This window comes from Bradyrhizobium sp. Rc3b (assembly GCF_900114915.1).
In the GTDB taxonomy this organism is placed as follows: Bacteria; Pseudomonadota; Alphaproteobacteria; order Rhizobiales; family Xanthobacteraceae; genus Bradyrhizobium.
Genome location: NZ_FOUS01000013.1, coordinates 179,322 through 204,625, shown reverse-complemented (window position 1 = coordinate 204,625; position 25,304 = coordinate 179,322). Strand labels below are relative to the sequence as shown.

The 25,304-nt window shown below is 64.9% G+C and carries 24 protein-coding genes and 1 pseudogene; 9 read left to right on the top strand and 16 right to left on the bottom strand.

Annotated elements, in window-relative coordinates; translation table 11 throughout:
* Positions 1-165 precede the first annotated feature (165 nt).
* Positions 166-1,578, bottom strand: coding sequence for a mannose-1-phosphate guanylyltransferase/mannose-6-phosphate isomerase (locus BM190_RS28800; RefSeq protein ID WP_177237350.1), 1,413 nt, complete (start codon positions 1,576-1,578; stop codon positions 166-168).
* Between the two features lie 7 nt (positions 1,579-1,585).
* Positions 1,586-2,575, bottom strand: a complete 990-nt coding sequence (locus tag BM190_RS28795; RefSeq protein ID WP_092261096.1) for an NAD-dependent epimerase — start codon at positions 2,573-2,575, stop codon at positions 1,586-1,588.
* Between the two features lie 221 nt (positions 2,576-2,796).
* Between BM190_RS28795 and BM190_RS28790 the strand changes: the two genes are divergently transcribed.
* Positions 2,797-3,756: a lysylphosphatidylglycerol synthase transmembrane domain-containing protein gene (locus BM190_RS28790; protein WP_018317383.1), complete on the top strand. Its 960-nt coding sequence runs from the start codon at positions 2,797-2,799 to the stop codon at positions 3,754-3,756.
* Positions 3,753-4,787 (top strand): MraY family glycosyltransferase, encoded by a 1,035-nt coding sequence (locus tag BM190_RS28785; RefSeq protein ID WP_409362355.1) that lies wholly within the window; start codon positions 3,753-3,755, stop codon positions 4,785-4,787. Before BM190_RS28790 ends, BM190_RS28785 begins: the two co-directional genes overlap by 4 nt.
* Here the strand turns inward: BM190_RS28785 and BM190_RS28780 are convergent.
* The 6 genes and pseudogenes from BM190_RS28780 to rfaD form a co-directional block, all read right to left on the bottom strand.
* Positions 4,775-5,272, bottom strand: a complete 498-nt coding sequence (locus tag BM190_RS28780; protein ID WP_244550758.1) for a Rossmann-fold NAD(P)-binding domain-containing protein — start codon at positions 5,270-5,272, stop codon at positions 4,775-4,777. The two genes, BM190_RS28785 and BM190_RS28780, sit on opposite strands and share 13 nt — an antisense overlap.
* 14 nt (positions 5,273-5,286) lie before the next feature.
* Positions 5,287-5,574, bottom strand: a pseudogene (locus BM190_RS41270) (glycosyltransferase family 4 protein); the annotation flags it as partial.
* Entirely contained in the window at positions 5,472-7,385 is a 1,914-nt protein-coding gene (locus BM190_RS28770; RefSeq protein ID WP_177237349.1) for an SDR family NAD(P)-dependent oxidoreductase, read from the bottom strand. The pseudogene BM190_RS41270 and the gene BM190_RS28770, both read right to left, overlap by 103 nt.
* An 83-nt stretch (positions 7,386-7,468) precedes the next feature.
* Entirely contained in the window at positions 7,469-8,755 is a 1,287-nt protein-coding gene (locus BM190_RS28765; protein WP_092261090.1) for an O-antigen ligase family protein, read from the bottom strand.
* Positions 8,752-10,236 carry a D-glycero-beta-D-manno-heptose-7-phosphate kinase gene (gene rfaE1, locus BM190_RS28760; protein WP_092261088.1) on the bottom strand — a complete coding sequence of 495 codons (1,485 nt, stop codon included), beginning with the start codon at positions 10,234-10,236 and terminating at the stop codon, positions 8,752-8,754. The genes BM190_RS28765 and rfaE1 overlap by 4 nt, the downstream gene beginning before the upstream one ends.
* 12 nt (positions 10,237-10,248) lie before the next feature.
* Positions 10,249-11,229: an ADP-glyceromanno-heptose 6-epimerase gene (gene rfaD / locus BM190_RS28755; RefSeq protein WP_092261087.1), complete on the bottom strand. Its 981-nt coding sequence runs from the start codon at positions 11,227-11,229 to the stop codon at positions 10,249-10,251.
* A gap of 159 nt (positions 11,230-11,388) precedes the next feature.
* Here rfaD and waaF point away from each other — a divergent pair, with 159 nt between their 5' ends.
* Positions 11,389-12,453 (top strand): lipopolysaccharide heptosyltransferase II, encoded by a 1,065-nt coding sequence (gene waaF / locus BM190_RS28750; protein WP_092261085.1) that lies wholly within the window; start codon positions 11,389-11,391, stop codon positions 12,451-12,453.
* A 36-nt stretch (positions 12,454-12,489) separates the two neighbouring features.
* On the opposite strand, the gene BM190_RS28745 is transcribed toward waaF, so the two are convergent.
* From BM190_RS28745 to BM190_RS28735, 3 genes are all read right to left on the bottom strand, one after another.
* Positions 12,490-12,873 (bottom strand): helix-turn-helix domain-containing protein, encoded by a 384-nt coding sequence (locus BM190_RS28745; RefSeq protein ID WP_026201841.1) that lies wholly within the window; start codon positions 12,871-12,873, stop codon positions 12,490-12,492.
* A complete protein-coding gene (locus tag BM190_RS28740) occupies positions 12,873-13,271 on the bottom strand; it encodes a type II toxin-antitoxin system HigB family toxin (protein WP_502687012.1) in 399 nt (132 codons plus the stop codon). The genes BM190_RS28745 and BM190_RS28740 overlap by 1 nt, the downstream gene beginning before the upstream one ends.
* Before the next feature lie 73 nt (positions 13,272-13,344).
* On the bottom strand, positions 13,345-14,382 hold the full coding sequence (locus tag BM190_RS28735; protein WP_092261083.1) for a glycosyltransferase family 4 protein: 1,038 nt from the start codon (positions 14,380-14,382) through the stop codon (positions 13,345-13,347).
* 126 nt (positions 14,383-14,508) lie between these two features.
* Between BM190_RS28735 and galE the strand changes: the two genes are divergently transcribed.
* The 3 genes from galE (at position 14,509) to BM190_RS28720 (ending at position 18,178) form a co-directional block, all read left to right on the top strand.
* Complete coding sequence (gene galE / locus BM190_RS28730) at positions 14,509-15,522, top strand: UDP-glucose 4-epimerase GalE (protein ID WP_091959059.1); 1,014 nt, start codon at positions 14,509-14,511, stop codon at positions 15,520-15,522.
* Positions 15,523-15,639: 117 nt separating this feature from the next.
* On the top strand, positions 15,640-17,442 hold the full coding sequence (locus BM190_RS28725; RefSeq protein WP_018317395.1) for an ABC transporter ATP-binding protein: 1,803 nt from the start codon (positions 15,640-15,642) through the stop codon (positions 17,440-17,442).
* 34 nt (positions 17,443-17,476) lie between these two features.
* Positions 17,477-18,178, top strand: coding sequence for a fumarylacetoacetate hydrolase family protein (locus BM190_RS28720; RefSeq protein WP_092261081.1), 702 nt, complete (start codon positions 17,477-17,479; stop codon positions 18,176-18,178).
* A 75-nt stretch (positions 18,179-18,253) separates the two neighbouring features.
* Here BM190_RS28720 and BM190_RS28715 read toward each other — a convergent pair whose 3' ends face one another.
* The 4 genes from BM190_RS28715 to BM190_RS28705 form a co-directional block, all read right to left on the bottom strand.
* Positions 18,254-18,712 (bottom strand): YybH family protein, encoded by a 459-nt coding sequence (locus tag BM190_RS28715; protein WP_092261215.1) that lies wholly within the window; start codon positions 18,710-18,712, stop codon positions 18,254-18,256.
* A gap of 327 nt (positions 18,713-19,039) precedes the next feature.
* Positions 19,040-19,969: an aspartyl/asparaginyl beta-hydroxylase domain-containing protein gene (locus BM190_RS28710; protein WP_092261080.1), complete on the bottom strand. Its 930-nt coding sequence runs from the start codon at positions 19,967-19,969 to the stop codon at positions 19,040-19,042.
* Positions 19,970-20,097: 128 nt separating this feature from the next.
* A complete protein-coding gene (locus BM190_RS40720; RefSeq protein WP_018317399.1) occupies positions 20,098-20,253 on the bottom strand; it encodes a hypothetical protein in 156 nt (51 codons plus the stop codon).
* A gap of 146 nt (positions 20,254-20,399) precedes the next feature.
* Positions 20,400-21,323: a LysR family transcriptional regulator gene (locus BM190_RS28705; protein WP_092261078.1), complete on the bottom strand. Its 924-nt coding sequence runs from the start codon at positions 21,321-21,323 to the stop codon at positions 20,400-20,402.
* A gap of 214 nt (positions 21,324-21,537) precedes the next feature.
* Here BM190_RS28705 and BM190_RS28700 point away from each other — a divergent pair, with 214 nt between their 5' ends.
* Genes BM190_RS28700 through BM190_RS28690 form a run of 3 tightly spaced genes read left to right on the top strand, consistent with a single transcriptional unit; the run spans position 21,538 to position 23,790 of the window.
* Positions 21,538-22,248 (top strand): SDR family NAD(P)-dependent oxidoreductase, encoded by a 711-nt coding sequence (locus BM190_RS28700; RefSeq protein WP_092261076.1) that lies wholly within the window; start codon positions 21,538-21,540, stop codon positions 22,246-22,248.
* A 19-nt stretch (positions 22,249-22,267) separates the two neighbouring features.
* Positions 22,268-22,504, top strand: a complete 237-nt coding sequence (locus BM190_RS28695) for a tautomerase family protein (RefSeq protein WP_028173203.1) — start codon at positions 22,268-22,270, stop codon at positions 22,502-22,504.
* Positions 22,505-22,536: 32 nt separating this feature from the next.
* Positions 22,537-23,790: a YbfB/YjiJ family MFS transporter gene (locus tag BM190_RS28690; RefSeq protein WP_177237348.1), complete on the top strand. Its 1,254-nt coding sequence runs from the start codon at positions 22,537-22,539 to the stop codon at positions 23,788-23,790.
* A gap of 18 nt (positions 23,791-23,808) precedes the next feature.
* Here the strand turns inward: BM190_RS28690 and BM190_RS28685 are convergent, their stop codons facing one another.
* Positions 23,809-25,275, bottom strand: a complete 1,467-nt coding sequence (locus BM190_RS28685) for a flavin-containing monooxygenase (protein WP_092261214.1) — start codon at positions 25,273-25,275, stop codon at positions 23,809-23,811.
* Positions 25,276-25,304 lie beyond the last annotated feature (29 nt).

Here is a 25,304-nt window from a genome sequence, read left to right as displayed (position 1 = left end):
TCAACGCAAATCCCCGGCGCGCTTCTAGCACGGACGCCACATTTGTGGCGAATGCCGCCTTGGCGGCCCGGACACGATTTGATTCAAAAAGTTACACGTTCCCCGGGCCTTAAGCCGAAAAATATCGCGACTTTGGCCCGGGCCACGTGATTCGGAGTTTGCTGGTTACGACCTTTGATAGTCGTCTTCAATCCGGATGATGTCGTCTTCCCCGAGATAGCTTCCAGTCTGGACCTCGATCAGTTCCAGCATGATTTTACCGGGGTTCTCCATCCGGTGCACGGCGCCCATCGGGATGTAGATCGACTCGTTCTCGTGCACGGTCTTCACGACCTCGTTGACGGTGACGCGGGCGGCGCCGCGGACCACGATCCAGTGCTCGGCGCGATGATGGTGCTTCTGCAGCGACAGCCGCCCGCCCGGCTTCACCACGATGCGCTTGACCTGGTGGCGCTCGCCATTGTCGACGGACTGATAGCTGCCCCAGGGCCGATGCACCTTGAGATGCTCCTCGGTGACCTTCGGCGCGACCGCCTTCAACTTGGTGACGAGACGCTTCAGGCCATTGGCATCCTTCTGGCGCGAGACCAGCACCGCATCCGCGGTCGCGACCACGACGAGATCGTCGACGCCCTCGAGCGCGACCAGCGCCTGGTCGGTGGTGACGTTGCAGTTGCGGGAGTCTTCGAACACCGCGGCGCCGTGCGAGGCATTGCCCTGCGCATCCTTGTCGGAGAGCTCCCACACCGCGTGCCAGGAGCCGACATCGGACCAGCCGCACGACACCGGCACGACCGCGGCGCGCGAGGTCTTCTCCATCACGGCATAGTCGATCGAGATCGCCTTGGCCGCGCCGAACGCCTCGGGCTCCAGCGTGACGAAGCCGAGATCGCGCCCGGCATTGTTGACCGCGTTGGTGACGGCTTCGACGCTTCCTGCATCGACCCTGCGATACTCATCGAGCAGCACGCTGGCCGGGAACATGAAGTTGCCGCTGTTCCAGAGATAGCCCGAATTGACGTAGTCGGAGGCCTTCACCGCGTCCGGCTTCTCGACGAAGCGCGCGACCGCATGCACCTCGCCGGAGATCACCTCGCCCGGGTTGATATAGCCGTATTCGGTCGCGGGCCGCTCCGGCTTGACGCCGAAGGTGACGATACGGCCGGTGCTCGCGGCGTTACGGCCCTCGCGGCATGCGGCAACGAAAGCGGCATTGTCCTGCACGACGTGGTCGGCGGCGAGCGCGAGCACGATGGCTTCACTGGCGCGGTTCTGCGCGAACACGGCGCCGGCCGCGATCGCAGGTCCTGAATCGCGCCGCATCGGCTCGAGGATCACGTCGGCCTCGATGCCGATCTCGGCGAGCTGCTCCAGCACCATGAAGCGATAGGACGCATTGGTGATGACGATCGGCCGGTCGAACAGGGAAGGATCGGAGACGCGCAGCAGCGTGTCCTGGAAAGTCGAGCGCGTGCCGAACAGCGGCAGGAACTGTTTTGGCCGCACCTCGCGCGAAGCCGGCCACAGCCGCGTGCCGGCACCGCCGCACATGATCAGGGGGATAATGCGTTTGTCCATCGTCATCTCAAACCTTGAAGTAGTCCCGATACCAGGTGACAAAATTATGGACCCCATGCTCGATCGGCGTTGACGGTGCAAAGCCGGTGTCGCGCATCAGATCCTCGACATCCGCGAACGTTTCCAGCACATCTCCCGGCTGCATCGGCAGCAATTCTTTGATCGCCGTCCGGCCCAGCTCCCGCTCCAGAAGACCGACGACGTGCATCAGTTCCTCCGGATGGTGATTGCCGACATTGTAGAGCTTAAACGGCGCATTTGCGGCAGCCGGATCGTCCGCAGGCACAAGATCGAGCAGCTTGGATACTACACGTGTGACATCATCAACATAGGTGAAGTCGCGACGCATTCGGCCATGGTTAAACAGCCGGATCGGCTTGCCCGCCATGATGGCGTTTACGAACAGAAACATGGCCATGTCGGGCCGTCCCCATGGCCCGTAAATGGTAAAGAAGCGCAGGCCCGTGACCGGCAAGCGATAGAGATGGCTGTAGGACTGCGCCATCACCTCGTTCGCCTTCTTGGTCGCGGCGTAGAAGCTCACGGGATGGTCGGTCCGGTCCGCAACCGCAAATGGCAATTTTGTGTTGGCGCCATAAACGGAGGATGACGAGGCGTAAACGAGATGACGACAGCCGCTGTTGCGGCAGCCTTCGAGCACGTTGAGAAAGCCCAACAGATTGGAATCGGCATAAGCGTGCGGCTGCTCGATCGAGTAGCGCACGCCGGCCTGCGCCGCCATATGCACGACCTCCGTAAAACGATGTTGCGCAAACAGCGCCGCCATCGTCTCGCGGTCGGCAAGATCGGCCTCGACGAAGGAGAAGCGGGGCTCGCTCTGCAACAGTGCCAGGCGCGCCCGCTTCAGTGCCGGATCGTAATAGCTGTTGAGGTTGTCGAGCCCGACGACGGTGCGGCCTTCGCCCAAGAGGTGCCGGGCGACGTGAAAGCCGATGAAGCCTGCGGCCCCGGTGACCAAAATCGCCTGATCCGTCATCCTGTTCCCTGGGGATCCCTAGCCCGATCCTGTTTAGCCGTCACCTCAAGGTGATCGCAATAGGCCCGCTGTATGCGCTCCATAATGCCCCCCAACGAGGGCTCACGAGAGCCTCACGAGGGCTATTGCAAGATCGGCGCCAAAACCATACCAAAGCGGCCGAATTCGGCGCTCGCGTCGGGTTGCCTCAAATCTTCGCAAACCCTGTTCATGCGGGCGAGATGCGCCGAATCCTGCTGTCGACGGCCAAAATCGTGATTTCCGCGGCGCTGCTCTATCTGGCGCTGCGCAAGGTCGATCTGTCCGAATTGTTTTCGCGCTTCACCGTGACCAGCCTGTTCTGGATCGGCGCCGCGATCGCGGTCACCTTCCTGCAGATCTTCGTCGGCGTGCTGCGCTGGCGCGAGATCAGCGCCGTCTGCGGCGCGCCGCTCGAGCTCGGCCGCGCCATGCGCTACAACGTGATCGGCTCCTTCTTCAACCAGACCCTGCCATCGGCGATCGGCGGCGACGCGGTCCGGCTCTGGCTGGTGGCGCGCGCCGGCGCCGGCTGGCGTGCGGCAACCTATTCGATCTTCGTCGACCGCGCGATCGGCTTGATCGCGCTCGCGATTCTCATCGTCGCGAGCCTGCCCTGGAGCTACACCCTCATCACCGATCCGCACGGGCGCTCGGCGCTGCTGCTCATCGATTTCCTGGCGCTCGCCGGCGGCCTCGGCTTCCTGGTTTTCGGCGCTCTGAAATGGCGCTGGCTGAAGACCTGGTGGGCCACGCATCACATTCACGCCTGTGCCGTGATCGCGAACCGCGTGATCTTCAGCCGCAGCCGCGGACCGATCATCGCAATCCTGTCGGTGCTCGTTCACGTGCTCGCCGTCGTCATCGCCTGGTGCGTCGTGCAGTCGATTGCGGCCCCGGTTCGCTTCAGCGACGTGTTTCTGCTGGTCCCGCCCGTGATGCTGATCACGATGATGCCGATCTCGATTGCCGGCTGGGGCGTGCGTGAAGCCACGATGGGCCTGGCGTTCGGCTTCGCCGGACTTGCCGCCAACGAGGGCGTCAACGTCTCGCTGCTGTTCGGCGCCGTGTCCTTCATCGTCGGTGCGTTCGGCGGCCTGGTCTGGATCCTCAGCGCGGAGAAAGCCGCGCAGGGGTCGAAGCCGATCGGAGTACCGGAGTGACGACCCTCGTCGCGGGTCCGGACCTTGCGGCCGGGCTGGTGCTGTTCGCGCTTGCGCCGGCCGTGCTGGCTGCACTGATCTCGGCCTGCGTCACCTGGCAGAGCATGCCGCTGCTGCAGCGTTATGCACTGGCGCGTCCGAACGCACGCTCGTCGCACAAGATACCAACCCCGCAGGGTGCGGGCATCGCGGTTGTCGCGGCCACGCTGCTGGTGGCTGCCTCCTGGGCGGCCTGGACCTACGGCGCGATTCCCTTGCCTCTGATCGGCTCCGCCGTCGTGATCGCGATGGTCGGGCTCGTCGACGACATCAGGCCCCTGCCCGTGCTGCTCCGCCTCGTGCTGCAGGCGGGAGCCGTGGCCGCCGTCGTCTTCACGACACCGGAGACCGCGCGCATCGTGCCGGCGCTGCCGCTCGCGCTCGAGCGCGGCCTCATCCTGCTCGCAGGCATCTGGTTCGTGAACCTCGTCAATTTCATGGACGGGCTCGACCTGATGACCGTGGCGGAGGTGGTGCCTGTCACGGCCGCGCTGGGATTGCTCGGATGGTATGGCGACCTCTCGCCGTCCGCGGCGCTGCTCGCCACCGCGCTGTGCGGAGCCATGCTCGGCTTTGCGCCGTTCAACCGTCCCGCCGCAAAGGTCTTCCTGGGCGATGTCGGCAGCCTGCCGATCGGCCTCTTGCTCGGCTGGTGCCTGCTGGAGCTCGCCTGGCACGGACAGCCCGCCGCGGCGCTGCTGCTGCCGGCCTATTATCTTGCGGATTCCACCATCACGCTGTTTCGGCGCATCGCGCGGCGCGAACCATTCTGGTCGGCACACCGCACGCACTTCTATCAGCGCGCCACCGACAATGGCTTCACGGTCAAGCAGGTGATCGGCGAGGTGTTCGCACTCAATCTCGTGCTGGCATTGCTTGCCATCGTCAGCGTTCGCGCCGGCTCGACGACGGTCACGATCGTCTCCGTGATCGCAGGCGCGTTCGCGGTCGCCTTCGTGCTGCGGCGCTTTTCCCGCCCTCAGGCATCCTGAGCCGACAGCGCCAGCCGCACCCCCTCGTCGAGGGAGACCTGCGGCTGCCAACCGGTCGCGAGCGCCTTGGAGATGTTGAGCTCGAGCGAGCCGATCAGGCTGTCATGCGTATCCTGCCGGCCCATGACATTGAGCAGCGTGCTGAGCAGGCCCGGCGGCACGCCGAACAGCCGCAGGTTCTTGCCGGACGCTTCGGCCAGACGGGTGATGAATTCGGGCGTCGAGACCTGCTCCCTGTCGGCGACGAGGAATATCTCGAAATTGCTGGCGGGATCGGGATGGCCGAGCCGGCGCAGGATGAACGACGCCAGGTTCTGCACGGCAAGGAAGGCGCGCTGGTTGCGGATCGCGGCAACGGGCAGCGGCAACCCGAGCTGGACCGCGCGCATCAGCAGCGCAAAATTGTCCTTGGCACCCGCGCCATAGACCAGCGGCGGCCGGATCACCGAGATCTTCATGTCGTTGTCGCGCGCCAGCGTCCTCAAGCCCGCTTCGGCCTGACGCGCGGCTTGTCCGGGCCGGTCTGCAAGGCCGGCAATGCGCCCGGCCAGCCCGAGAGCACGACGACCTCGCGCTCGGCGGCGAGACGGCAGGCGATTTCGGCCATGATGGCCGCCGTCGTGCTGGTATCCGGCGGATAATGCTGGCTCGCGACGACGATCTTGCCCCGAGGCTGCATGGTCATCAGGCTGCGGTCGACCCGAATTCGGGCACCGCATCCTTCAGGATGGTCCTGATGGTGGCGCGATCGTCGCGCGCGATCGCCTGCTCCAGCGCCGCGATCCATTTGCGCAACGTCTGCATCGGCGGCTCGTTCGGCTGCGCGGCCATGATGCCGGCAACGCCGATCTCGCGGGTCGGCTCCTCGGTAGCGAACAGGATCTCGTGCAGACGTTCGCCCGGCCGCATGCCCGTGAACACGATCTCGATGTCGTAGCCGGGCTGCAGTCCGGAAAGGCGGATCATGCGCTCGGCGAGATCGACGATCTTCACCGGCTGGCCCATGTTGAGCACGTAGACCGAGACGTCGGGACGGTGCGTTCCGAGCGCATGCGTGGCCGCGGTGATGACGAGATCGCAGGCCTCGCGGATGGTCATGAAGTAGCGGACCATGTCGGGATGCGTCACCGTCACCGGGCCGCCCGCCTCGATCTGAGCCTTGAATTTCGGCACCACCGAGCCATTCGAGGCCAGCACGTTGCCGAACCGGACCGAGATCAGCCGCATCGGCGGCTTGGCGCCGTGCGCCCCGGCTGCGAGGTCGTGATCCAGCGCCTGGCAGTACATCTCCGCAAAGCGCTTGGTCAGGCCGAGCATCGACACCGGCTCGATCGCCTTGTCGGTCGAAATCATCACCATGGCTTCGGCGCCGGCGGCAACGGCGCCATCCGCAACGTTGATCGAGCCGAAGATGTTGGTCTTGACGCCCTCGCTCCAGTCGCGTTCGAGGATCGGCACGTGCTTGAGCGCGGCGGCGTGGAATACAATGTCCGGCTTGAACCCGGCCATCAGGCGCATGATGCGCTCGCGGTCGCGGATGTCGGCGATGCGCCCTTCAATCTCGGCGGCCGCGCCTCGCGCGGCGAGCGCTTCCGTGATGGCATAGAGCGCGGGCTCGGAGTTTTCCACGATCAGCAGCCGCGCGGCGCCGAAGGCCACGACACGCTCGCAGATCTCCGACCCGATCGAGCCGCCGCCGCCAGTGACGATCACCGCCTTGCCGTTGATCAGCGCTTCCAGGCGCGCATAGTCGATCGTCTCGCTCGGCCGCAGCAGGAGGTCCTCGACCGCGACGGCCGTGAGCCGCGGCGTATCGCCACTCTCGAGCGAGGGCATCCGGTTGACGATCACACCCAGCTTGCGCGCCCGCATCAGGATCGACTCCGGACGCGCTTCCGGCTCGAATGCCGAGGGCGTCATGACGAGGCGCGCGATCGGCTTGTTGCGCTTGGCAAAGTCATCGACGACGTCCTCGACGTCGTCGATGCCGCCCAGCACCGGCACGTTGCGGATAAACTGGCCCCGATCCGAGCTCGACGGCGACAGCACGCCGACCGGCCAGATGCGCTTGATCGCCCCGCTCTCGATGCCGCGCAGGAGCACCTCGGCATCCGCGGCGCGGCCGATCAGCAACGTCGGCGCGGCCTCCTCGCCCCTGGCGTGACGCCGCACCCGCGTATAGCGGAAGTAGCGGTAGGCTATTCGCAGCGCGCTGAGGAACGAGATCTCGAGGAACCAGTAGAGGACGATCGTCACCTTGCCGAGAAAGAAGGCGCCGCGGACATTGGGGGCGACGAAGATGTAGTCGAGCACGAGCAGGGCGACCGTCAGCACGGTCGCGACGCGGATGATGTTCAGCGCGTCAGGCAGCGAGATGAAGCGCCACTTCGTCGTGGTCAGGTTGAAGATGAAGAACACGACCACGCCGAAGGCGAGGAAGTAGGGCAGGATCTGGAACAGCAGCGGCAGGCGGTCGAAGAAGCCGTCGCCACCCTCGAATCGCAGATAGAAGGCGGCAAAAAGCGCCGCCGCGGTCGCCAGCAGGTCGTGGAGCGCGATCAGGAAATTGCGCAAGGTGAGATGCGAAAGACGCGTCATCCGCCGACCGATGAAAACCCAGTTAGATGCAACCTGACCGCGCTGATAGCCCATCTGGACCAGACTTGCCAGCCGCGCGGCCTTCAGGAACCGGCTTCCCCCGTCTTCGCCTCGGCCTGTTGCCCCCGGATCACCATGCCCCCGGCAACGCCGACGCCGATGACGTACATCCAGCCCTCGTGGAAGTCGAACAGATGGGAGTTGAACAGCGAAGTGAAGACGTTCTGCACCACCACCAGGAGCCCGATCCAGTTGGCAAGGCCGTCGCCGCGAAACAAGCGCAGATGCAATATCCAGATCGCGTAGAGAACGGCGATGCCGATCACGCCCCATTGCACGGCAACGTTCAGCGTCTGGTTATGCGGGTTGCCGATCACCTCGGCGGACGCCTGGTACTGACCGGCGGGCGTCGCCACGCGTTCGAACAATCCGCGCGTCGAGCCGGTGCCGTGCCCCTTGATCGGCGCCTCGGCGAAGAAGCCGAGCGACTTCCGCCAGAATTCGAGGCGCAGGCCGAGCGAGGTCGGCTCGCCCTTTTCCACATAGCGCGTGTAGTCATCGGAAAACCTCTCGGCGGTATGGCGCAAATATGGCGAGGCCTGCCAGGCGAGAATAGCGGCGACGAGCAATGTGGCGGAGATGAGCCCGATGCTGCGCCATTTGAGATGAAGCAGCGCGAACACGCCGAACATGATCGGAACGGTGACGAGCGCGGTGCGCGACACCACGACGAACGTCATGTTGACGAAGAAGCTCAGTGCCAGCGCCGTCAGCAGCCCGGCGAACCAGTATCGCTTCTCAAGCAGCAGCATCACGATCGGATAGGCGAGCGCGACCGCGCAAAGCGCGAATTCCTGGCTCTGCTCGATGTAATTCTTGACGAAGTTGCCGCGCTCGGCCGGATCGGTCTTGAGCGCGAGGTTCGGGTAGAAGGCAACCAGCCAAGACATCACCGATAGCAGGGCGCAGGACACTAGGAAGGCGATGAAGATCCAGCGTCCGCGCGGCGAGCGCTCGAAATGATAGAGCAGGACCGGCAGCACCAGCAGCTTGATGGTCGGGTTGACCGCATAGAAGCGGGCGCCCCAGCTCGCGTCCGACCACAGCGTCCCCACCAGCGCGAGCAGGACCAGCGCGATCGGGGCCGCGCAGATCGGACGCTTCAAGGATTGCAGGAAGGCGCGGACGTCGAGAAACGGCACCATGCAGAGCAGCATCAGCGCGTTGAATATCCCCGCCAGCGAGGTCGACCACGGCAGCGAAGCCGCGGTCAGGACCGCAAATATGTCGACGGTCTCGCGCCAGGCCGCCGGGCTGCGCAGGCGGCGAAGCAACATCCCGCCGGTCGTCTCGCGTACCAGTGCCGTCACTTGCCCCCTCCCCGGGCGCGATGGACCAGCGCCGTCGTGCTGAAGCCCTGCAGGATGTCGACCAGCACGACGGTGCCGCCCGCGGCCTCGACGACCTCGTGACCGACCACCTGCTCGCGGGTGTAATCGCCGCCCTTCACCAGCACACCGGGCTTGATCCGGGTGATCAGGTCGATCGGCGTGTCCTCCTCGAAGATGACGACGAGATCGACGGCCTCGAGCGCGGCGAGCACCTCGGCACGCGCGCGCTCGTCCTGGACCGGCCGCTCGGCGCCCTTGAGCCGCCGCACCGAGGCGTCGCTGTTGAGCCCCACGATCAGGCGGTCGCAGGCGGCGCGCGCCGCGGTCAGCACCTTGACGTGGCCGGGATGCAGGATGTCGAAGCAGCCATTGGTGAAGCCGACGCGCTGGCCTTGCGTTTTCCATTCGGCGAGCTGCGCATCGAGTGCGGCCGGCTCGAGCACGATTTTCTCCTCGGCCGCCAGAGTGGCATGCGGCAGGATCTTTCGGCGCAGCTCGGCCGCGCTCACGCTGGCGGTGCCTTGCTTGCCGACGGCGACGGCGGCAGCGGCATTGGCCGTGCGCAACGCCGTGTCCCAGTCCGCGCCTGTAGCAAGCGACACCGCAAGCGCGGCGGCGACGGTGTCACCGGCGCCGGAGACGTCGCGCACCTTCACCGGAAAAGCCGGAACGTGAACCGCCGCGCCATTGCGCGGCACCAGCGTCATGCCGTGCTCGCCCTGGGTGACCAGGATCGCCTCGCAATCGGCGAGCCGCATCACGTCCTCGCTGGCCTCGACGATGCTCTGCACCGTCTCGGCGCGGCTTCGGGTCGCTTCAGAGAACTCCTTGCGATTGGGCGTCAGCAGCGTGGCGCCGCGGTAGATCGCCCAGTTCAGGCTCTTGGGATCGACGATGACGGGCTTGCCGAGCTTTCGCGCGGCATCGATGGTGTGGCGGATGACGCGCGCCGTCAGCACGCCCTTGGCGTAGTCCGAGAGCAGCACGATGTCGGCGCGCGCGATTTGCGGCAGGATCGCCTCGATCAGCTTCGTCTCGATGTCATCGGAAGCAGGCGCCGCCTGCTCCCAGTCCGCGCGCAGCATGTGCGTGGAAAAATGCTCGGAGACGAAGCGGACTTTTCGCGTGGTCGGGCGCGAGGGATCGCACACCAGCACGCTTTCGATGCCGGCGTGCCCGTCCAGCGCCGCCTTGAGCCGTGCACCGGCATCGTCCTCGCCGACGAGGCCGACGAAGATGCAGCGCGCGCCCAGCGAGGCGACATTGCGCGCGACATTGCCGGCGCCGCCGATATGGATCTCGCTGCGCTGGGCCGCGATGACGGGCGCCGGCGCTTCCGGCGAGATCCGCGACACCTCGCCATAGACGAACTCGTCCAGCATGATGTCGCCGATGCACAGCACCGTGCGGCCTGAGATGGCCTGCGCGAGGGCGTCGAAATCGAGAATGGGCGTCGGCATGGTCAAAAGGCCTCAGCGGAAGCGGTCGGGCCGGTCGAGGTAATCCCCGACATAGGCCTTCACCGCATCCTCGAGCGTCGTGAAGCCGCCGTTATAGCCGGCGCGGTGCAGGCGATCGACCTCGCTCTGGGTGAAATACTGGTAGGCCCCGCGGATCTGCTCGGGCATGTCGATATATTCGATGTTGGGCCTGGTGCCGAGCGCCGCATAGGCCGCCAACATCAGATCCCTGAAGCTGCGCGCCTTGCCGGTTCCGACATTAAAGATGCCGGATACTGACGGCGTCGCCAGCAGCCACATCACGACGCGCACGACGTCGTCGACATAGATGAAATCGCGGCGCTGATCGCCGTCGGCGATGCCCTCGCGATGCGACTTGAACAGCTGCACCACGCGGCCTGCCTTGACGTCGTCGAAGCGGCGCGCCAGCACGCTCATCATCGAGCCCTTGTGATACTCGTTGGGGCCGAACACGTTGAAGAATTTCAGGCCCGCCCATTGCGGCGGGAGCGGATCGCCGTTCGCTACGCGCCCGGCGACCGCGAGATCGAACATGTGCTTGCTCCAGCCGTAGAGATTCATCGGCCGCAGTTTCTTCAGTGCCGGCAGCGAGGCGTCGTCGTCAAATCCCGTCTCACCGTCGCCATAGGTTGCCGCCGAGGAGGCGTAGATGAACGGCACCGCGCCCGCCGTGCACCAATCGAGCAGGCGCATCGACAGGCGGAAATTGGTTTCGAACACGAGGTCGCCGTCGGTCGCGGTGGTCGCGGAAATCGCCCCGAGATGGATCACAGCCTCGAGCTTGCGGCCCTTCAGCCAGTCCATCAGCTCGGCCGGCGGGACAATATCCACAAGCTGGCGCTTGGCGAGGTTCCGCCACTTGCCCTCGTTGCCCAGGAAATCGCAGACCACGACGTCGCTGCGGCCCGCGTCATTGAGCGCGGCCACGACATTCGACCCGATAAAACCGGCCCCGCCGGTCACCAGCAACATTCCGAAATCCCTGCCCGATCTTTGCGGCCCGGTCCTGCCGTAGCGCATGAGCCGCCAAAGTGTAAGCGGTTTTGGGATTGAGTGGTCTGCCGGCTTTACCTGCCGGCCTGGAGCGGCTACCGAACCGCCACAATCAGATCGTCTCGGCCCTATTAACGAATGAACCAAGATTCGACACTTAGCGGAGATGCAGATCGGAGCGACACCCGCCCGATTCTGATCATTCCCTACATGTGGATCGGCGATTTCGTCCGGAATCACACCGTTGTCCGGGTCCTCAAGGAGCGCTGGCCGAACCGGCCGGTCGATCTTCTGACCACCTCCGTGTGCGCCCCGCTGGTCGATTACATGCCCGGCGTGCGCGAGGGGATCGTCTGGGACCTGCCGCGCGGACGCCTCGCCGTCGCCCGCCAGCTCGCCCTGGGGAAACTCCTGCGCGAGCGGAACTACGGCACGGCCCTGGTGCTGCCCCGGACCTGGAAGGCGGCCATCGCCCCCGCCCTCGCCGGCATTCCTGAACGGGTCGGCTTCGTCGGCGAGTTCCGGTTCGGCCTGCTCAACCGCTGGCGCTGGGGCGAGAAAAAGCTGCCGCGCTTCATCGATAAGAACGCCGCCCTGGCCCAGCCCGACGGCGCCCCGCTGCCGGCGGAATGGCCGGTGCCGCAATTGCGGGTCCCGGCCGAGGACATCGTCCGCTGGCGGCAGGCCAACGGGATCGGCGCCGGCGCCGCGGTGGCGCTGGCCCCCGGCTCGGTCGGCGTCTCAAAGCGCTGGACCTATTATCCGGAGGCCGCCCGGCTGCTGGTCGAGCGCGGCCTCGAGGTCTGGGTGGTCGGCGGCCCCGCGGAAAAGGGGCTGGCCCAGGAGATCGTCGCGGCCGGCGGCTCAGGCGTGCGGGACCTCACCGGCAACGATCTGCGCAACGGCGTGCTGGCCATGGCGGCGGCCGGCGTCGCCATCTCCAACGATTCCGGCCTGATGCACATCGCAGCTGCCCTGGGCACGCCCACCATGGGCATCTTTGGCCCGACCAGCCCCTATCTCTGGGCCCCCCTCAACGGCCTCGCCGCGACCGTGGTCCAGGACAAGGAAGTGCTGCCCTGCCAGCCCTGCCAAAGCACGGTATGCAAGGTGAACGACCACCGCTGCATGCGCGATATCGCAGCGAGTGAGGTGGTGGCGATCGCACAGCGGGTGCTGGGGGAAGCTGGAAAGCCGGCTTAGAATTGAGCGTGGCGCCCGCGGAAGCCGGGCATGAGATCAAGCATGCGCGCGCGTCAGTTCGTAGGGAGCTGTGAGAGCATCAATTGGAATGCTCCATTCCTTGCTGATGATGCGGATCATGTCCAGCGTCAGCGGACGGACACGATTCAAGATCTCGGACGCTCTGTTGCGACCAATCAGACCCGCCAACTCTGACTGCGACCGTCCCATGGACTCGATCGCGAAATGGAGAACATCGACTGGATCGCCGCGCGAGGTCGCGAAGTGATTGTCTTCGTATTCCTTGATGAGTGAAGACAAAACTTCGAAGCGATCACCATCGGGCGTACCAGGCGCCGGCTCGGCCTGGAAATAACGAGATACTTCGCCGATAGCCCAATCGTAATCCTGTTCATTGCGAAGAGGCCTTACGTCCATCATCACACGGTCTCCGCGTCTATTCCGTCATATTCTTTGTGCGTGCCGACGAACTCGATGAGAGCAGTTTTGAATGTGTAGGAGAAATGAACCACAAGGCGATACTTGTTGCCGCCGATGTCGAAGATCGCTCTGTTATCGCCAACGAAGTCCACGTTGTTTCCGAACGCCTTCTTCAAGTCAGCCGGACCGCTCCAATCGCCTTTGGACACGATCTCATACCAAGTCCCCAAGGGGTCCGCGCCTTGGGGTATCGCTCCCAGAAGACCTTCAGTGCCCTTCTTGCGATAACGTTCATTGCCATAGCATGTTCCCGAAATGGGATTAATCGAAAATTCCCATACGGGAACAAAGTCGACTTCCGCTAAATCGGCAACCGGACGAACCCATCGCCAAGCCATTGATTCCGCTCATCCCGGCTACTGTGCATGGGGTTGTTTTCGCGTTTTTTGCTTTCGGCCCTCGCGGCGTGGCTCAGAGCAGCGGCCGATAGACCTCGCCGATCCGCGCCGCTTCCGCATCGAGGCTGAACTTTGCGAGCACCCGCGCTCGGCCCCTCTCGCCCATCGTCGTCGCGGCATCCACATCGCGCATCAGCGGCTCCACTGCCGCAGCCAGCGCATCGGCATCGCCGGTCGGGACCAGCACGCCGCTCACGCCATCCTCGACCACCAGCTCGGCCGCGCCGGCGCGTGCGGCGACGAGCGCGCTGCCGGCCGCCATCGCCTCGATCAGCGTCAGTCCAAAACCCTCGTTGCGCGAGGTGAAGGCGTAGATCGTCAGCCGCTGGTACCAGCGCTGCACCGCTTCGATCGGCAGCTCGCCGGTGATGACGATGCGCGATTGCAGGCCGGCCGCTTCGATCTGCTTTTTCAGCTCGTTCGCAAAGGCCATCTGCTCGGCCGTGACCTGACCAACGATCACGGCGGTGAAATCGGGATAGCGCGGCAACAGGCGGCACATCGCGTCGACGAACACGTCGGTGCCCTTCTGCGCGCGCACGCGTCCAAAGCAGCCGATGGCGTAACGGCCGGGCAGCGCGGCCTCCGTGAACGCAACAGCGCGGTCGGTCGGCGGCGCATAGATGTCGGTATCGACGCCATGCGGGATCACGGTCGCCTGCACTTTCAGAAACGAAGCCGAGAGATCTGACGTCGCGATGATCGCGTCCATGCGCCGGATCAGCCAGCGCGTGATCCAGCTGTGGTGCCGCTGCGCCGCCGAGGTGAACACGAGTTTCAACGGCCAGCCGAGCGCGCGTAGCGCGACACCCGCGATCATCTCGTTGTTGCGCCGCGCATGCCAGATCAGCGGCGCCTTGCGGCGCCATAGCTTGAGGAAATCGGCAACGCTCAGCCGCGCAATCCCAGCCGGCGCGTGCGAGCCGAACCAGGCGGCGCGGTACAGTTTCGCCAGCCGCGGCGCCACCATCCGGTTGGTCGCAGTGACCCCGGAATAGCGCCTGTGCAGATTTGGCACGATCACTTCGAGATCGCCGGGGGAATTGGCCACGTCATGCTCCGTTTCGCAAAGTCCCTATACGCAACATTAAGCATAGTGACCAGTTCAGCCGCGCCGATACCCCCTCTTCACCACGCAAGAGCTAACTTTGCGCGTTGATCGAAGACGGGTGAGATCATGACTGTGCTAGTCACCGGCGGCGCCGGCTATATCGGAAGTCACACGGTCCTCGCGCTGGCGGAAGCCGGCGAGGACGTCGTCGTGATCGACGATCTCTCGACCGGTTTCTCCGCCTATCTGCCCGAGGGCGTGCCGCTGTTCATCGGCGATGCCGGCGACGAGAACCTGCTCGAAGGCGTGATCGCGCAGCACAACATCGAGAGCATCATCCATTTCGCAGGCTCGGTGGTCGTGCCGGATTCGATGCGCGATCCGCTCGGCTACTACCGCAACAATTTCACGACCGCGCGCAACCTGCTCAACGTGGCGGTGAAGCGCGGCATCGGCCGCTTCATCTTCTCCTCGACCGCCGCCGTCTACGGCAATCCGGACCAGGTGCCGGTGCCCGAGCACGCGCCGACGCGGCCGTTGTCGCCCTATGGCTCGTCGAAGCTGATGACCGAGATCATGCTGCACGACGTCGCCGCCGCCTACGGCATGCAGTACGTCACCCTGCGCTATTTCAACGTCGCCGGCGCCGATCCGCAGGCGCGCATCGGGCTTGCCACCGTCGGCGCCACGCATCTGCTCAAGATCGCGGTCGAGGCCGCGACCGGCCAGCGCGCCAAGATCGACGTGTTCGGCACCGACTATCCGACCCCCGACGGCAGTTGCATCCGCGACTTCATCCACGTCACGGACCTCTCGCAGGCGCATCGTTCGGCGCTGGCCTATTTGCGCAACGGCGGCGCCTCGACGACGCTCAATTGCGGCTATGGCCGCGGCTATTCGGTGCTGGAGACCATCGACGCCGTGCGCCGCGTGTCGGGCCGCAGCTTCGCCGTGCAATACGCCCCGCGGCGCCCCGGCGACATCATGACCATGGTCGCCGACACCAGCCGCATCCGCGGCCTGCTGGACTGGAAGCCGCAATACGAGGACCTCGAGACCATCGCGGCCCACGCTTTGGCGTGGGAGGACAAGCTGTTCCATGAGCGCCATGGCGAGCTCCGCCACGCCGCCTCGGCCTAGATTCCATCTGAGCGCAAGCCCTTAATTGGGCTTGAAAAACCCCGCTTGAGCGGGCACAGAGGCCCTTCGATCCCTGACGTGCGGGCAGGCTTGTCCTGCGCCGTCAATGGACACCGGATGGCCCAGTTTCCAAAGAAAATCACCGACGATCCCTATGCGGCAGCGGTCCTGATTCGCCGCCTGGTCACGGAACAGGGGGTCGTCTATTGGCGGCGCTACCTCGTAGCCTTCGCGCTGATGGCGGTCGCCGCGGGCGCAACGGCAGGCGCGACCTATGTGCTCGGCCAGGTCATCAACCAGGCCTATGTCGACAAGAACATCCCGGGCATCGCGATGTTTTCCGGGATCACGGTGATCCTGCTCTTCATCAAGGGCGTGGCGACCTACGGCCACATGGTGATCCTGACCAAGATCAGCAACGCCATCCTCGCCACCAACCAGCGCCAGCTGTTCGCGAAACTGATGCGCGAAAGCGTCGGCTTCTTCTCCGAGCGGCATTCGTCTGAATTCTTGGCCCGGCTGACGGCCGGCGCCAAGTCGATCACCGACGTCCTCAACATGCTGGTCAACGCTGTCGGGCGCGACCTGTTGATGCTGCTCGCCATGATCGGCGTGATGGTGTGGCAGGACCCGGTGATGTCGTTCATCGGCCTCGTCGTGGTGCCGCCGGCGATGCTGGTGCTGCGCAAGCTGGTCAAGCGTATCAAGGGCCTCGCCTACAACCAGTTCACCGGCACGGCCGACATCATGGAGACCATGCAGGAATCGCTGCAAGGCATCCGCACGGTGAAGGCTTTCACGCTCGAAGACACCATGCAGAGCCGCATCGACGAGAACATCGCCATCGTCGAGCGCAACGCCAACAAGATGGCGCGCGTCGCCAACCGCTCCAACCCGCTGATGGAGATGCTCGGCGGCTTCGCGGTCGCCGGCTGCCTGCTCTATGGCGGCTACAGCGTGGTCGCGCTCAACGCCACGCCGGGCGCGTTCTTCTCCTTCATGACCGCGTTCCTGATGGCGACCGAGCCGGCCAAGCGGCTGGCGCGGCTCAACATCGATTTGAACAGCCAGCTCGTCGGCGCGCGCATGCTGCTCGAAGTGGTCGACAGCCCGGCGAGCGAGCACTCCGACGACGACAAGCCGGCGCTGAAGCTCTCCGACGCCCGGATCGAGCTGCGCGACGTCAGCTTCTCCTATCGCGCCAATGAGACTGTGCTCAACCGGATGAGCTTTACCGCCGAGCCCGGCAAGGTCACCGCGCTGGTCGGCCCCTCCGGCGGCGGCAAGTCGACCGTGCTGGCGCTGCTGCTCCGCTTCTATGAAGTGACGCAAGGCGACATCGTGATCGACGGCCAGTCGATCGGCGCAGTCTCTCGCAAGTCGCTGCGGGCGCAGACCGCCTATGTCGGGCAGGACGTCTATCTGTTCCGCGACACCATCCGCAACAACATCGCTTTCGGCCGGCCAGGCGCGAGCGAGGACGAGATCACCGAGGCGGCGAAAGCGGCTTGCGCGCATGATTTCATCATGGGCTTTCCGCTCGGCTACGACACGCCGGTCGGCGAGCACGGCACGCAGCTTTCAGGCGGCCAGCGCCAGCGCATCGCCGTGGCGCGCGCGCTGATCAAGAATGCACCGATCATCCTGTTGGACGAAGCCACCGCCGCGCTCGATTCCGAATCCGAGCGGCAGGTGCAGGAGGCGATCGAGCATCTCTGCCAGAACCGCACCACCATCGTGATCGCGCATCGCCTGCACACCATCATGCATGCCGACGCGATCCTGGTGATCGAGGGCGGCGAGATCGTCGAGCAGGGCCGGCATGACGAGCTGCTCCGCCGCGGCGGCCGCTATGCCTCGTTCTTCCGCCTGCAACACTACGATGCCGGCGCTCTGGCGCCGATCAGCGCAACCGCATAGAGTTCCACTTCACCTCAAGAGCAGCGAGACCCGCATGAACGCCGCCTCCTACGTCATCCCGCTTCCGCCCCAGGCTTCGCTTCCCGTCGTCGGCGAAAGCGGCCGCTATCCGGTGCGCCGCATCTGGTGCGTCGGCCGCAACTATCTCGAGCACATCCGCGAGATGGGCAATGACGAGCGCGCCCCGCCGTTCTTCTTCGCCAAGCACGCCGACATGCTGGTGCCTGATGGCGCCACCATTCCCTATCCGCCGCTGACCAAGGATTTGCATCACGAGGTCGAGCTGATCGTCGCGATGAAGAGCGGCGGCCTGAACATTCCCGCCGACAAGGCGCTGGAGCACGTCTATGGCTATGCCGTCGGCATCGATCTCACCCGCCGCGACCTCCAGATCGCCTCGCGCAAGAAGGAGCGTCCCTGGGAGATCGGCAAGTCGTTCGACGGCTCCGCGCCGTCCTCCGCGATTCAGCCGGCCTCCAAGATCGGCCATCCCGCCAAGGGCAAGATCTGGCTCACGGTCAACGGCAAGGAAGCCCAGAAGGGCGACCTGACCGAGCTGATCTGGAACGTGCCCGAGATCATCTGGCAGCTCTCCCAGCAGGTGAAGCTCGCCGCCGGCGACATCATCATGACGGGCACCCCCGCCGGCGTCTCCCAGCTCCAGCCCGGCGACAAGCTCGAATGCGGCGTCGACGGCGTCGGCACGCTGAAGGTGAGCATCGGCCAGCCTGAATAGGCCGCACGACATCCGGAAATCGAAAGGCCCCGGACGTGTCCGGGGCCTTTTGCATTTCGGGCGGACGGGGTGGATCTACCAGGCCTTCACCGGCCGATTGGCGTGGCTCACCTGCGGCACACCGCGATTGAGCGACATGTGCGAATGCACGCACAGCCAGCCATCGGCATTCTTCGCAAAGATCATGGTCGCACGGCCCGGGCGCGGAAAGGCGCCGCCGTCGGAATGATAGCCCGTGCTCGTCCACGGCGCGATCACCGTGGCCATCGTGCCGTCGCGGGATGCCAGGACCGAGGTCTGATCGAGCACAAAACGGAAGTCCGTCGTCTTCGGCCAGACATTGTCCCATTGCGTCGAGACCCACTGATCGAGGCCGGGGATGACGTCGTTATGCGTGCCGAAGGCAAGCACGTCCGGATGGAAGAGCGGCCGCGCCGAGGCGTAGTCGACCTCGCGGACGTAGCCCGCGAAGGTTTCCAGCCAGGCCAGGAAGAACTGCTTCGTCTCGCTGTCGGCGGTCGGCAAGCGGGCCATCACCTGCTCCATCTTCGGCTACGTGATCACGGCAAGCCTTGTTGCCATGGGACAGACCTTCCAGCAAGATATGGACTTACCTGTCGACCGCGGCCTTGCTCAATCAGAGCCAAATGCAAAGATACGCAGAACTGCGAGGCTACCAGCGCCCTGATAGCTCCGCAGGGCACAAACACCATCACTAGACACGCGCGGGATCACCGCAGAAATCGCAGGGCGGGTTAGCGCAGCGTAATCCGCCAACGCATCGTGCCACACGGGAATCGTCAATCGCCGATATGCCGAATGGTGGATTACGCTTCGCTGATCCACCCTACGCATTCGTACTTAGCGCAGCGCGGACAACACGATCAGGCCGAGGATCAGCGCGGTCAGCGAGTATTTCAGCGCATAATAGACGTTGCGATTCCATGCCTTGACCTTGCGGCTGGCGAGGTGGATCTCGTAGAGCTTGCCGAACACCTTGTTGAGCACGCCGACATTCTCGCCGTCGACGTTCTGGGTCGCCGACGCCTTGACGATGTGATGGCTGACCCAGCGGTTGATCGCGGTCATGAAGCCGAATTTCATCGGGCGCTCAACGTCGCAGAACAGGATGATGCGGTTGACGTCGGTCGCATTCTCGGCGCTGTGGATGAAGGTCTCGTCGAACATGAAGGCCTCGCCGTCACGCCAGACGCATTCGACGCCGTCGACCAGGATGCGGCACTTGCTCGAGTTCGGCGTGACGAGCCCGAGGTGGTAGCGCAGCGAGCCCGCGAACGGATCTCGATGGGCACCGAGTTTGCCGCCCGGCGGCAGCATCGCGAACATCGCGCCGTGCACGCTCGGGATCGCGTTGAGCAGCTCCACCGTCTTCGGGCACAGCGTGCGCGCCGAAGGCAGGAAGTCGTCATACCATTTCAGGTAAAACCGCTTCCAGCCGCTCTTGAAGAACGAGTAGAAGCCCCAGTCGTTGTTCTTCGCAGCCGCGCGGATGAAGCCTTCGTCGAACAGGCGCACCGCCTCGTCACGGATCGTCTCCCAGTTCGCACTGAGCGGCTTCAACTCCGGAAATTGCTCGACCGGGATCACCGGCTTGTTCGGCACCGCCGAGCCCGCATACATCAGCACATTGTAGGGCGCGAGATAGGTCGAGTGATCGCCGAGCTGGCGCGCAAAGCGCAATCGCTGCTTGCCGCGGAAGTGAACGTAAATCGTCGAGGCCGCAAGCACATAAAGGATGACAAGTTGCGGTGCAAAAAGCTGTTTCAGCATATCCCCGTTCCCCAGAGACTTAGCTGAGGACGTCATCTACCTTGAGCCGGGCCGAGCGGCAATATATTCACCGCTGCGCTGCGGTCGCACTGGCGAGAGCGCAGGGATGGCCCGCCGAAACCAGCCGGCTACGCCCGCGACAGTGCCTGCAGACCCTTGAAGGTCAGGCGTTTGGGGTCGGTCACCCCGGCGAGATAGAGCTGGCGGATAAAGGCTACGACAGCGCTGCGGTCGCAATCGGTCAGCGCGACAACGGCGTCGACCGCGATCTTCTGGGCTTCCATTAGGCTCACCTCGGCCTTGCGAGTAACCCCGGCCGAGACAGGCTAGGAGTCCGCGGTTAATCCGGCGTTAACCGTTCGGGGCAGCGTCGCCGATTCCTCCTCGCGGCCGAATACGTAAAACGACGCATTGCCGGGCGCGCGGTAACTCAGTGTGCACTCACGCTCTTCTTCAGCTGCGCAAAGTGCTTCTTCAGCCGCGGCACGGCAAAATCGGTAAAGGCCCGCACCTTCGGCACGGAGAGCCGACCCTGCGGGCAGATCAGGTGCGCCGGCATCTCCGGATCCTTCTCGCCGGCCAGCACGATCTCGAGCTCGCCGCGCGCAACCTGCTCGGCCACCTGGTACGAATACATCCGCGCGACGCCGCGGCCGGCAACGGCGGAGGCTACGGCCGCGTAGGTGCTGTTGACGATAAGACGCGGCGTGAACTGCACCGTACGCGGCACCGACCCACCGGCCTGCGGCGCGAAGGTCCAGGAATTGGGCAGATGGGCCATCGCCACGATCTGATGCTTGGCAAGATCGCCGGGCTCGGTGATGCGGGGATGCTGCTTCAGATAGCGCGGGGCCGCGACGACCACGCGGCTGATCTCGCCGACCCGCATCGCCACCATTGCCGAGTCCGCGAGAGGGCCGATGCGAAGCGCGATGTCGATGCCCTCCTCGATCAGATTGACAGCGCGATCGAACAGCAACAGCTTGGCCGACACCGTCGGACAGGCGTCGAGAAATGCATCCAGAATCGGCCGCAACACTATCTCGCCCGACACCACGGGAGCGGTGATCGTGAGCAGGCCGCGCGGCGCCGACCGCGGTCCGGCCGCGATGTCGTCGGCCTCCTCCAACTCGGTGAGCACGCGACGGCAGATCGCGACATAGCGCTCGCCCTCCTCGCTGAGCTTGATCGAGCGCGTCGTCCGGTGCAGCAGCTCCGCGCCGACCCGTTCCTCGAGAAAGGCGATGGCGCGGCTCACCGCCGCCGGCGAGCGGCCGAGCTTGCGGCCGACGGCAGCCAGGCTGCCCTCGTCCACCGCAAGGACGAACACTTTCATCGCATCCAGACGATCCATGCCTTCCCGTCGCCCCCTTGGATTCCGGCCGCAGGCTAGGCGTTCCCCTCCGCGGCGACAACCGTCGCCAGGCGCCGACCCGTCATTCGTACGCGCCGCGAAAGAGTGTCTGACGGACGGCGGGCATTCGCGGCCGGGCTGCCGCAGCGTACCTCAGGACCCAAGCCAGCCGAGTGCTGACGCAGGTTCTCAAGGCCAACAACAGGAGCCCGTCATGGGTATCGAGCAGAAAGTCGCCATCATCACCGGTGCTTCGCAGGGCATCGGCGCCGCCCTGGTCCAGGGTTTTCGCGATCGCAACTACCGCGTCGTCGCAACGGCACGCTCCATCAAGCCGTCGGGTGACGACGACGTCCTCGCCGTGGCGGGCGACATCGCCGAGCGGAGCACCGCCGAGCGTGTGGTTTCGCAGGCCGTCGCCCGCTTCGGACGAGTCGACACGCTGGTCAATAATGCCGGCATCTTCGTCGCAAAGCCGTTCACGCAGTACACGGCCGAGGATTACGCGGCGGTGATGGGCACCAACGTCGCGGGCTTCTTCCACATCACGCAGCTCGCCATCGCCGAGATGGAGAAGCAGGGTTCGGGCCATGTCGTTCAGATCACGACCACGCTGACCGATCAGGCCAATTCGAACGTTCCCGCGGTGCTGGCCTCGCTGAGCAAGGGCGGCCTGAACGCCGCGACCAAGTCGCTTGCGATCGAATACGCCAAGCGCGGCATTCGCGTAAACGCGGTCTCGCCGGGGATCATCAAGTCGCCGATGCATCCGGTCGCGACGCATGCCCAGCTAAACGCGCTGCACCCGGTCGGTCACATGGGCGAGATGTCCGACATCGTCGAAGCCGTCCTTTATCTCGAGGGCGCCTCCTTCGTCACCGGCGAGATCCTGCATGTCGACGGCGGCCAGAGCGCCGGCCACTGAGCGTGAGAGGAGAGCCACGATGCCCATCGTCACCATCCAAGTGACCCGCGAAGGAACGACGCCGGGAGCGGCGTCGCTCACCGCGGAGGAGAAGGCCGCGCTGATCAAGGGATCGAGCCAGCTGCTGCTCGACGTGCTCGGCAAGCCGCTCGATTCGACATTCGTCGTGATCGAGGAAGTCGACACCGACAATTGGGGCTGGGGCGGCCTGCCCGTGCCGGAGTTCCGGCGCCGTCGCGCCGCCCAGACAGGATGATCCGCGCGCGATCGTGCGCGCAGGAGGATGACATGACCAGCGCAGATCTGAAACCACTCGTCGAGGCTCGGCCGCATCCGACGGCGGCATCGGCTTCACGAGAGGCTTCGTCAAAGCAACGTTCTTCGCAACAGACCTGGCGATATGCGGTGGCGGGATTGTCCGCCTCACTCGTCGGACTTGGCCTCGCCCGCTTTTCCTACACGCCGCTGATCCCCGCCCTGATCGCTGCAAACTGGTTCAGCGCATCGGATGTCGTCTATCTCGGTGCTGCGAACCTCGCCGGTTATCTCGCCGGCGCGCTCACCGCACGGCGTGCCGCCAGTCGGATCGGCGCGGTTCGCGCGCTGCGGGCGATGATGCTGCTTGCGACTCTCTCCTTCTTCGCCAGCTCATCGCCGGTGTCGTTCACCTGGTTCTTCGCCTGGCGCTTCCTCTCCGGCCTTACTGGCGGAATCATCATGGTGCTGGCGGCCTCCGTCATTCTGCCGCACACCTCAGCTGCGAGGCGCGGCATCGTCGGCGGCGTGATCTTCGCCGGCGTCGGCCTCGGCGTCGCCGCATCGGGCACGCTGGTGCCGCTGCTGCTGCAACAGGGACTGCAGCAGAGCTGGTATGGGCTCGGCGTGCTCTCCGCCCTGCTCACCCTCGCAAGCTGGTGGAACTGGCCTGCCGAAGCGAACAGCGACACTGCGCCTTCTCAAACCAAGCACCAAACCTCGCCCATCGCCCGCGCGCTGATGATCCAGTACGGCCTCAACGCGGTGGCATTGGTGCCGCACATGGTCTTCATCGTCGATTTCGTGGCGCGCGGCCTCGGCCAGGGCATTGCCGCTGGATCGCGCTATTGGGTGCTGTACGGCCTCGGCGCCATCGTCGGTCCGCTCGTCACCGGCCATCTCGGTGACCGCGCCGGGTTCGGTCCGGCGCTGCGGGCGGCCTTTCTGATCGAGGCGGCCGCCGTGCTGCTGCCGACCGTCAGCACCGCGCCTCTTTCGCTGATCGTATCGAGCATCGTGATCGGCGGCTTCACGCCCGGCATCGTGCCGCTGGTGCTCGGACGCATCCATGAACTCGTTCCGCACTCCGCCGAGCAGCAGCGCGCGACCTGGAGCCATGCCACTACCAGCTTTGCACTGTTCCAGGCCGCGGCCGCTTACGGCTTCTCCTGGATCTACGCGCAGACCGGCGGCGATTATCAGGTGCTGTTCGCACTCGGCGGCGGCGCGGTGGTGCTGGCGCTCGCGGTCGACCTTGCAATGGCGCTTGCCAGGCGCAAGGCGTAACGACCGGCGGCGGCGCGATCAGGAATATCGCATCACGCCGTCGTCGATCCGGCCGAAGCGCAAGGAGACGATGTCGAGCGCGTAGTTCTGGTACAGCCGCCACGGCTGCTTGGAGCCCTGCTTTGGCATCTTGGCCACCGAGCGCTGCACATAGCCCGAGGTGAAGTCCAGCGACGGCTGCGCGGTGATCTCGGGGTCGTCATTATGCGGCACGCACTGGCGGAAATTGTGCCGGTCCATGTAGTTGATGAGCCGGCAGACATATTCGCAGGTGAGGTCGCATTTCAGCGTCCAGGACGCATTGGTGTAGCCGAAGGCCGAGGCCATGTTGGGCACGTCCGCATACATCATGCCCTTGTAGGTCAGCGTATTGGCGAAATCGACGGCACGGCCGTCGACACTGACGTCGAGACCGCCGACGACCTGAAGCACCAGCCCGGTCGCCGTCACGATGATGTCGGCCGCAAGTTCGCTGCCATCCTTCAGGCGAACACCCTCGCGCGTGAACGTGTCGATCTCGCTCGTCACGACGGCGACGCGCTGCTCGCGGATCGCCTTGAACAGGTCGCCATCGGGCACCAGGCAGAGCCGCTGGTCCCAGGGATTGTAGCGCGGCGTGAAATGGGTGGCGACGTCGTAGTCCGGACCGAGCGCCATCTGCACGCCCTTGAGGACGAGCTCCTTGACCTTCGCAGGCCGGCGCCGGCTAAGCTGGAAGAAGAACATCCCCCACATCACGTTGCGCCAGCGGATGACATGATAGGCAAGCCGCGTCGGCAGATTTCGGCGGATCTTGTTGGCGACGGGATCCTGCGCCGGGCGCGACACCACGTAGGTCGGCGAGCGCTGCAGCATAATGACCTGTGTCGCCTTCTTGGCGAGCTCCGGCACCAGCGTCACCGCGGTCGCGCCCGAGCCGATCACCACGACGCGCTTGCCCGCGTAGTCGATGTCCTCGGTCCATTTCTGCGGATGCACGATGCGGCCGACGAAATCAGCGGAGCCCTTGAACTCCGGCGTGTAGCCCGCCTCGTATTTGTAATAGCCCGAGCACATGAAGAGAAAATTGCAGGTGAAGCGCACCAGCTCCGTCGCGCCCTCGCCCGTGATGCGCTCGGCCTCGATGGTCCAGCGCGCGTCCGGCGTCGACCACGAAGCCCGCTTGACGCGATGGCGGAAGCGGATGTGCTTCTCGATGCCGTTCTCGGCCGCGGTCTCGCGCACATAGTTCAGGATCTGCGCCCCGTCGGCGATCGCCTTCGGATCGGTCCACGGCTTGAACGAATAGCCGAGCGTGAACATGTCGCTGTCGGAGCGGATGCCGGGGTAGCGGAACAGGTCCCAGGTGCCGCCGATGCAGTCGCGCCCCTCCAGGATGACGTAGCTCTTGGTGGGGCACTTGGTCTGCAAGTGATAACCCGCGCCGATGCCGGACAGCCCGGCACCGACGATGAGGACGTCGAAATGTTCTTTGGCTTCGGTCATGGCGTTCTCCCTCGTCATAGCATGGGCAG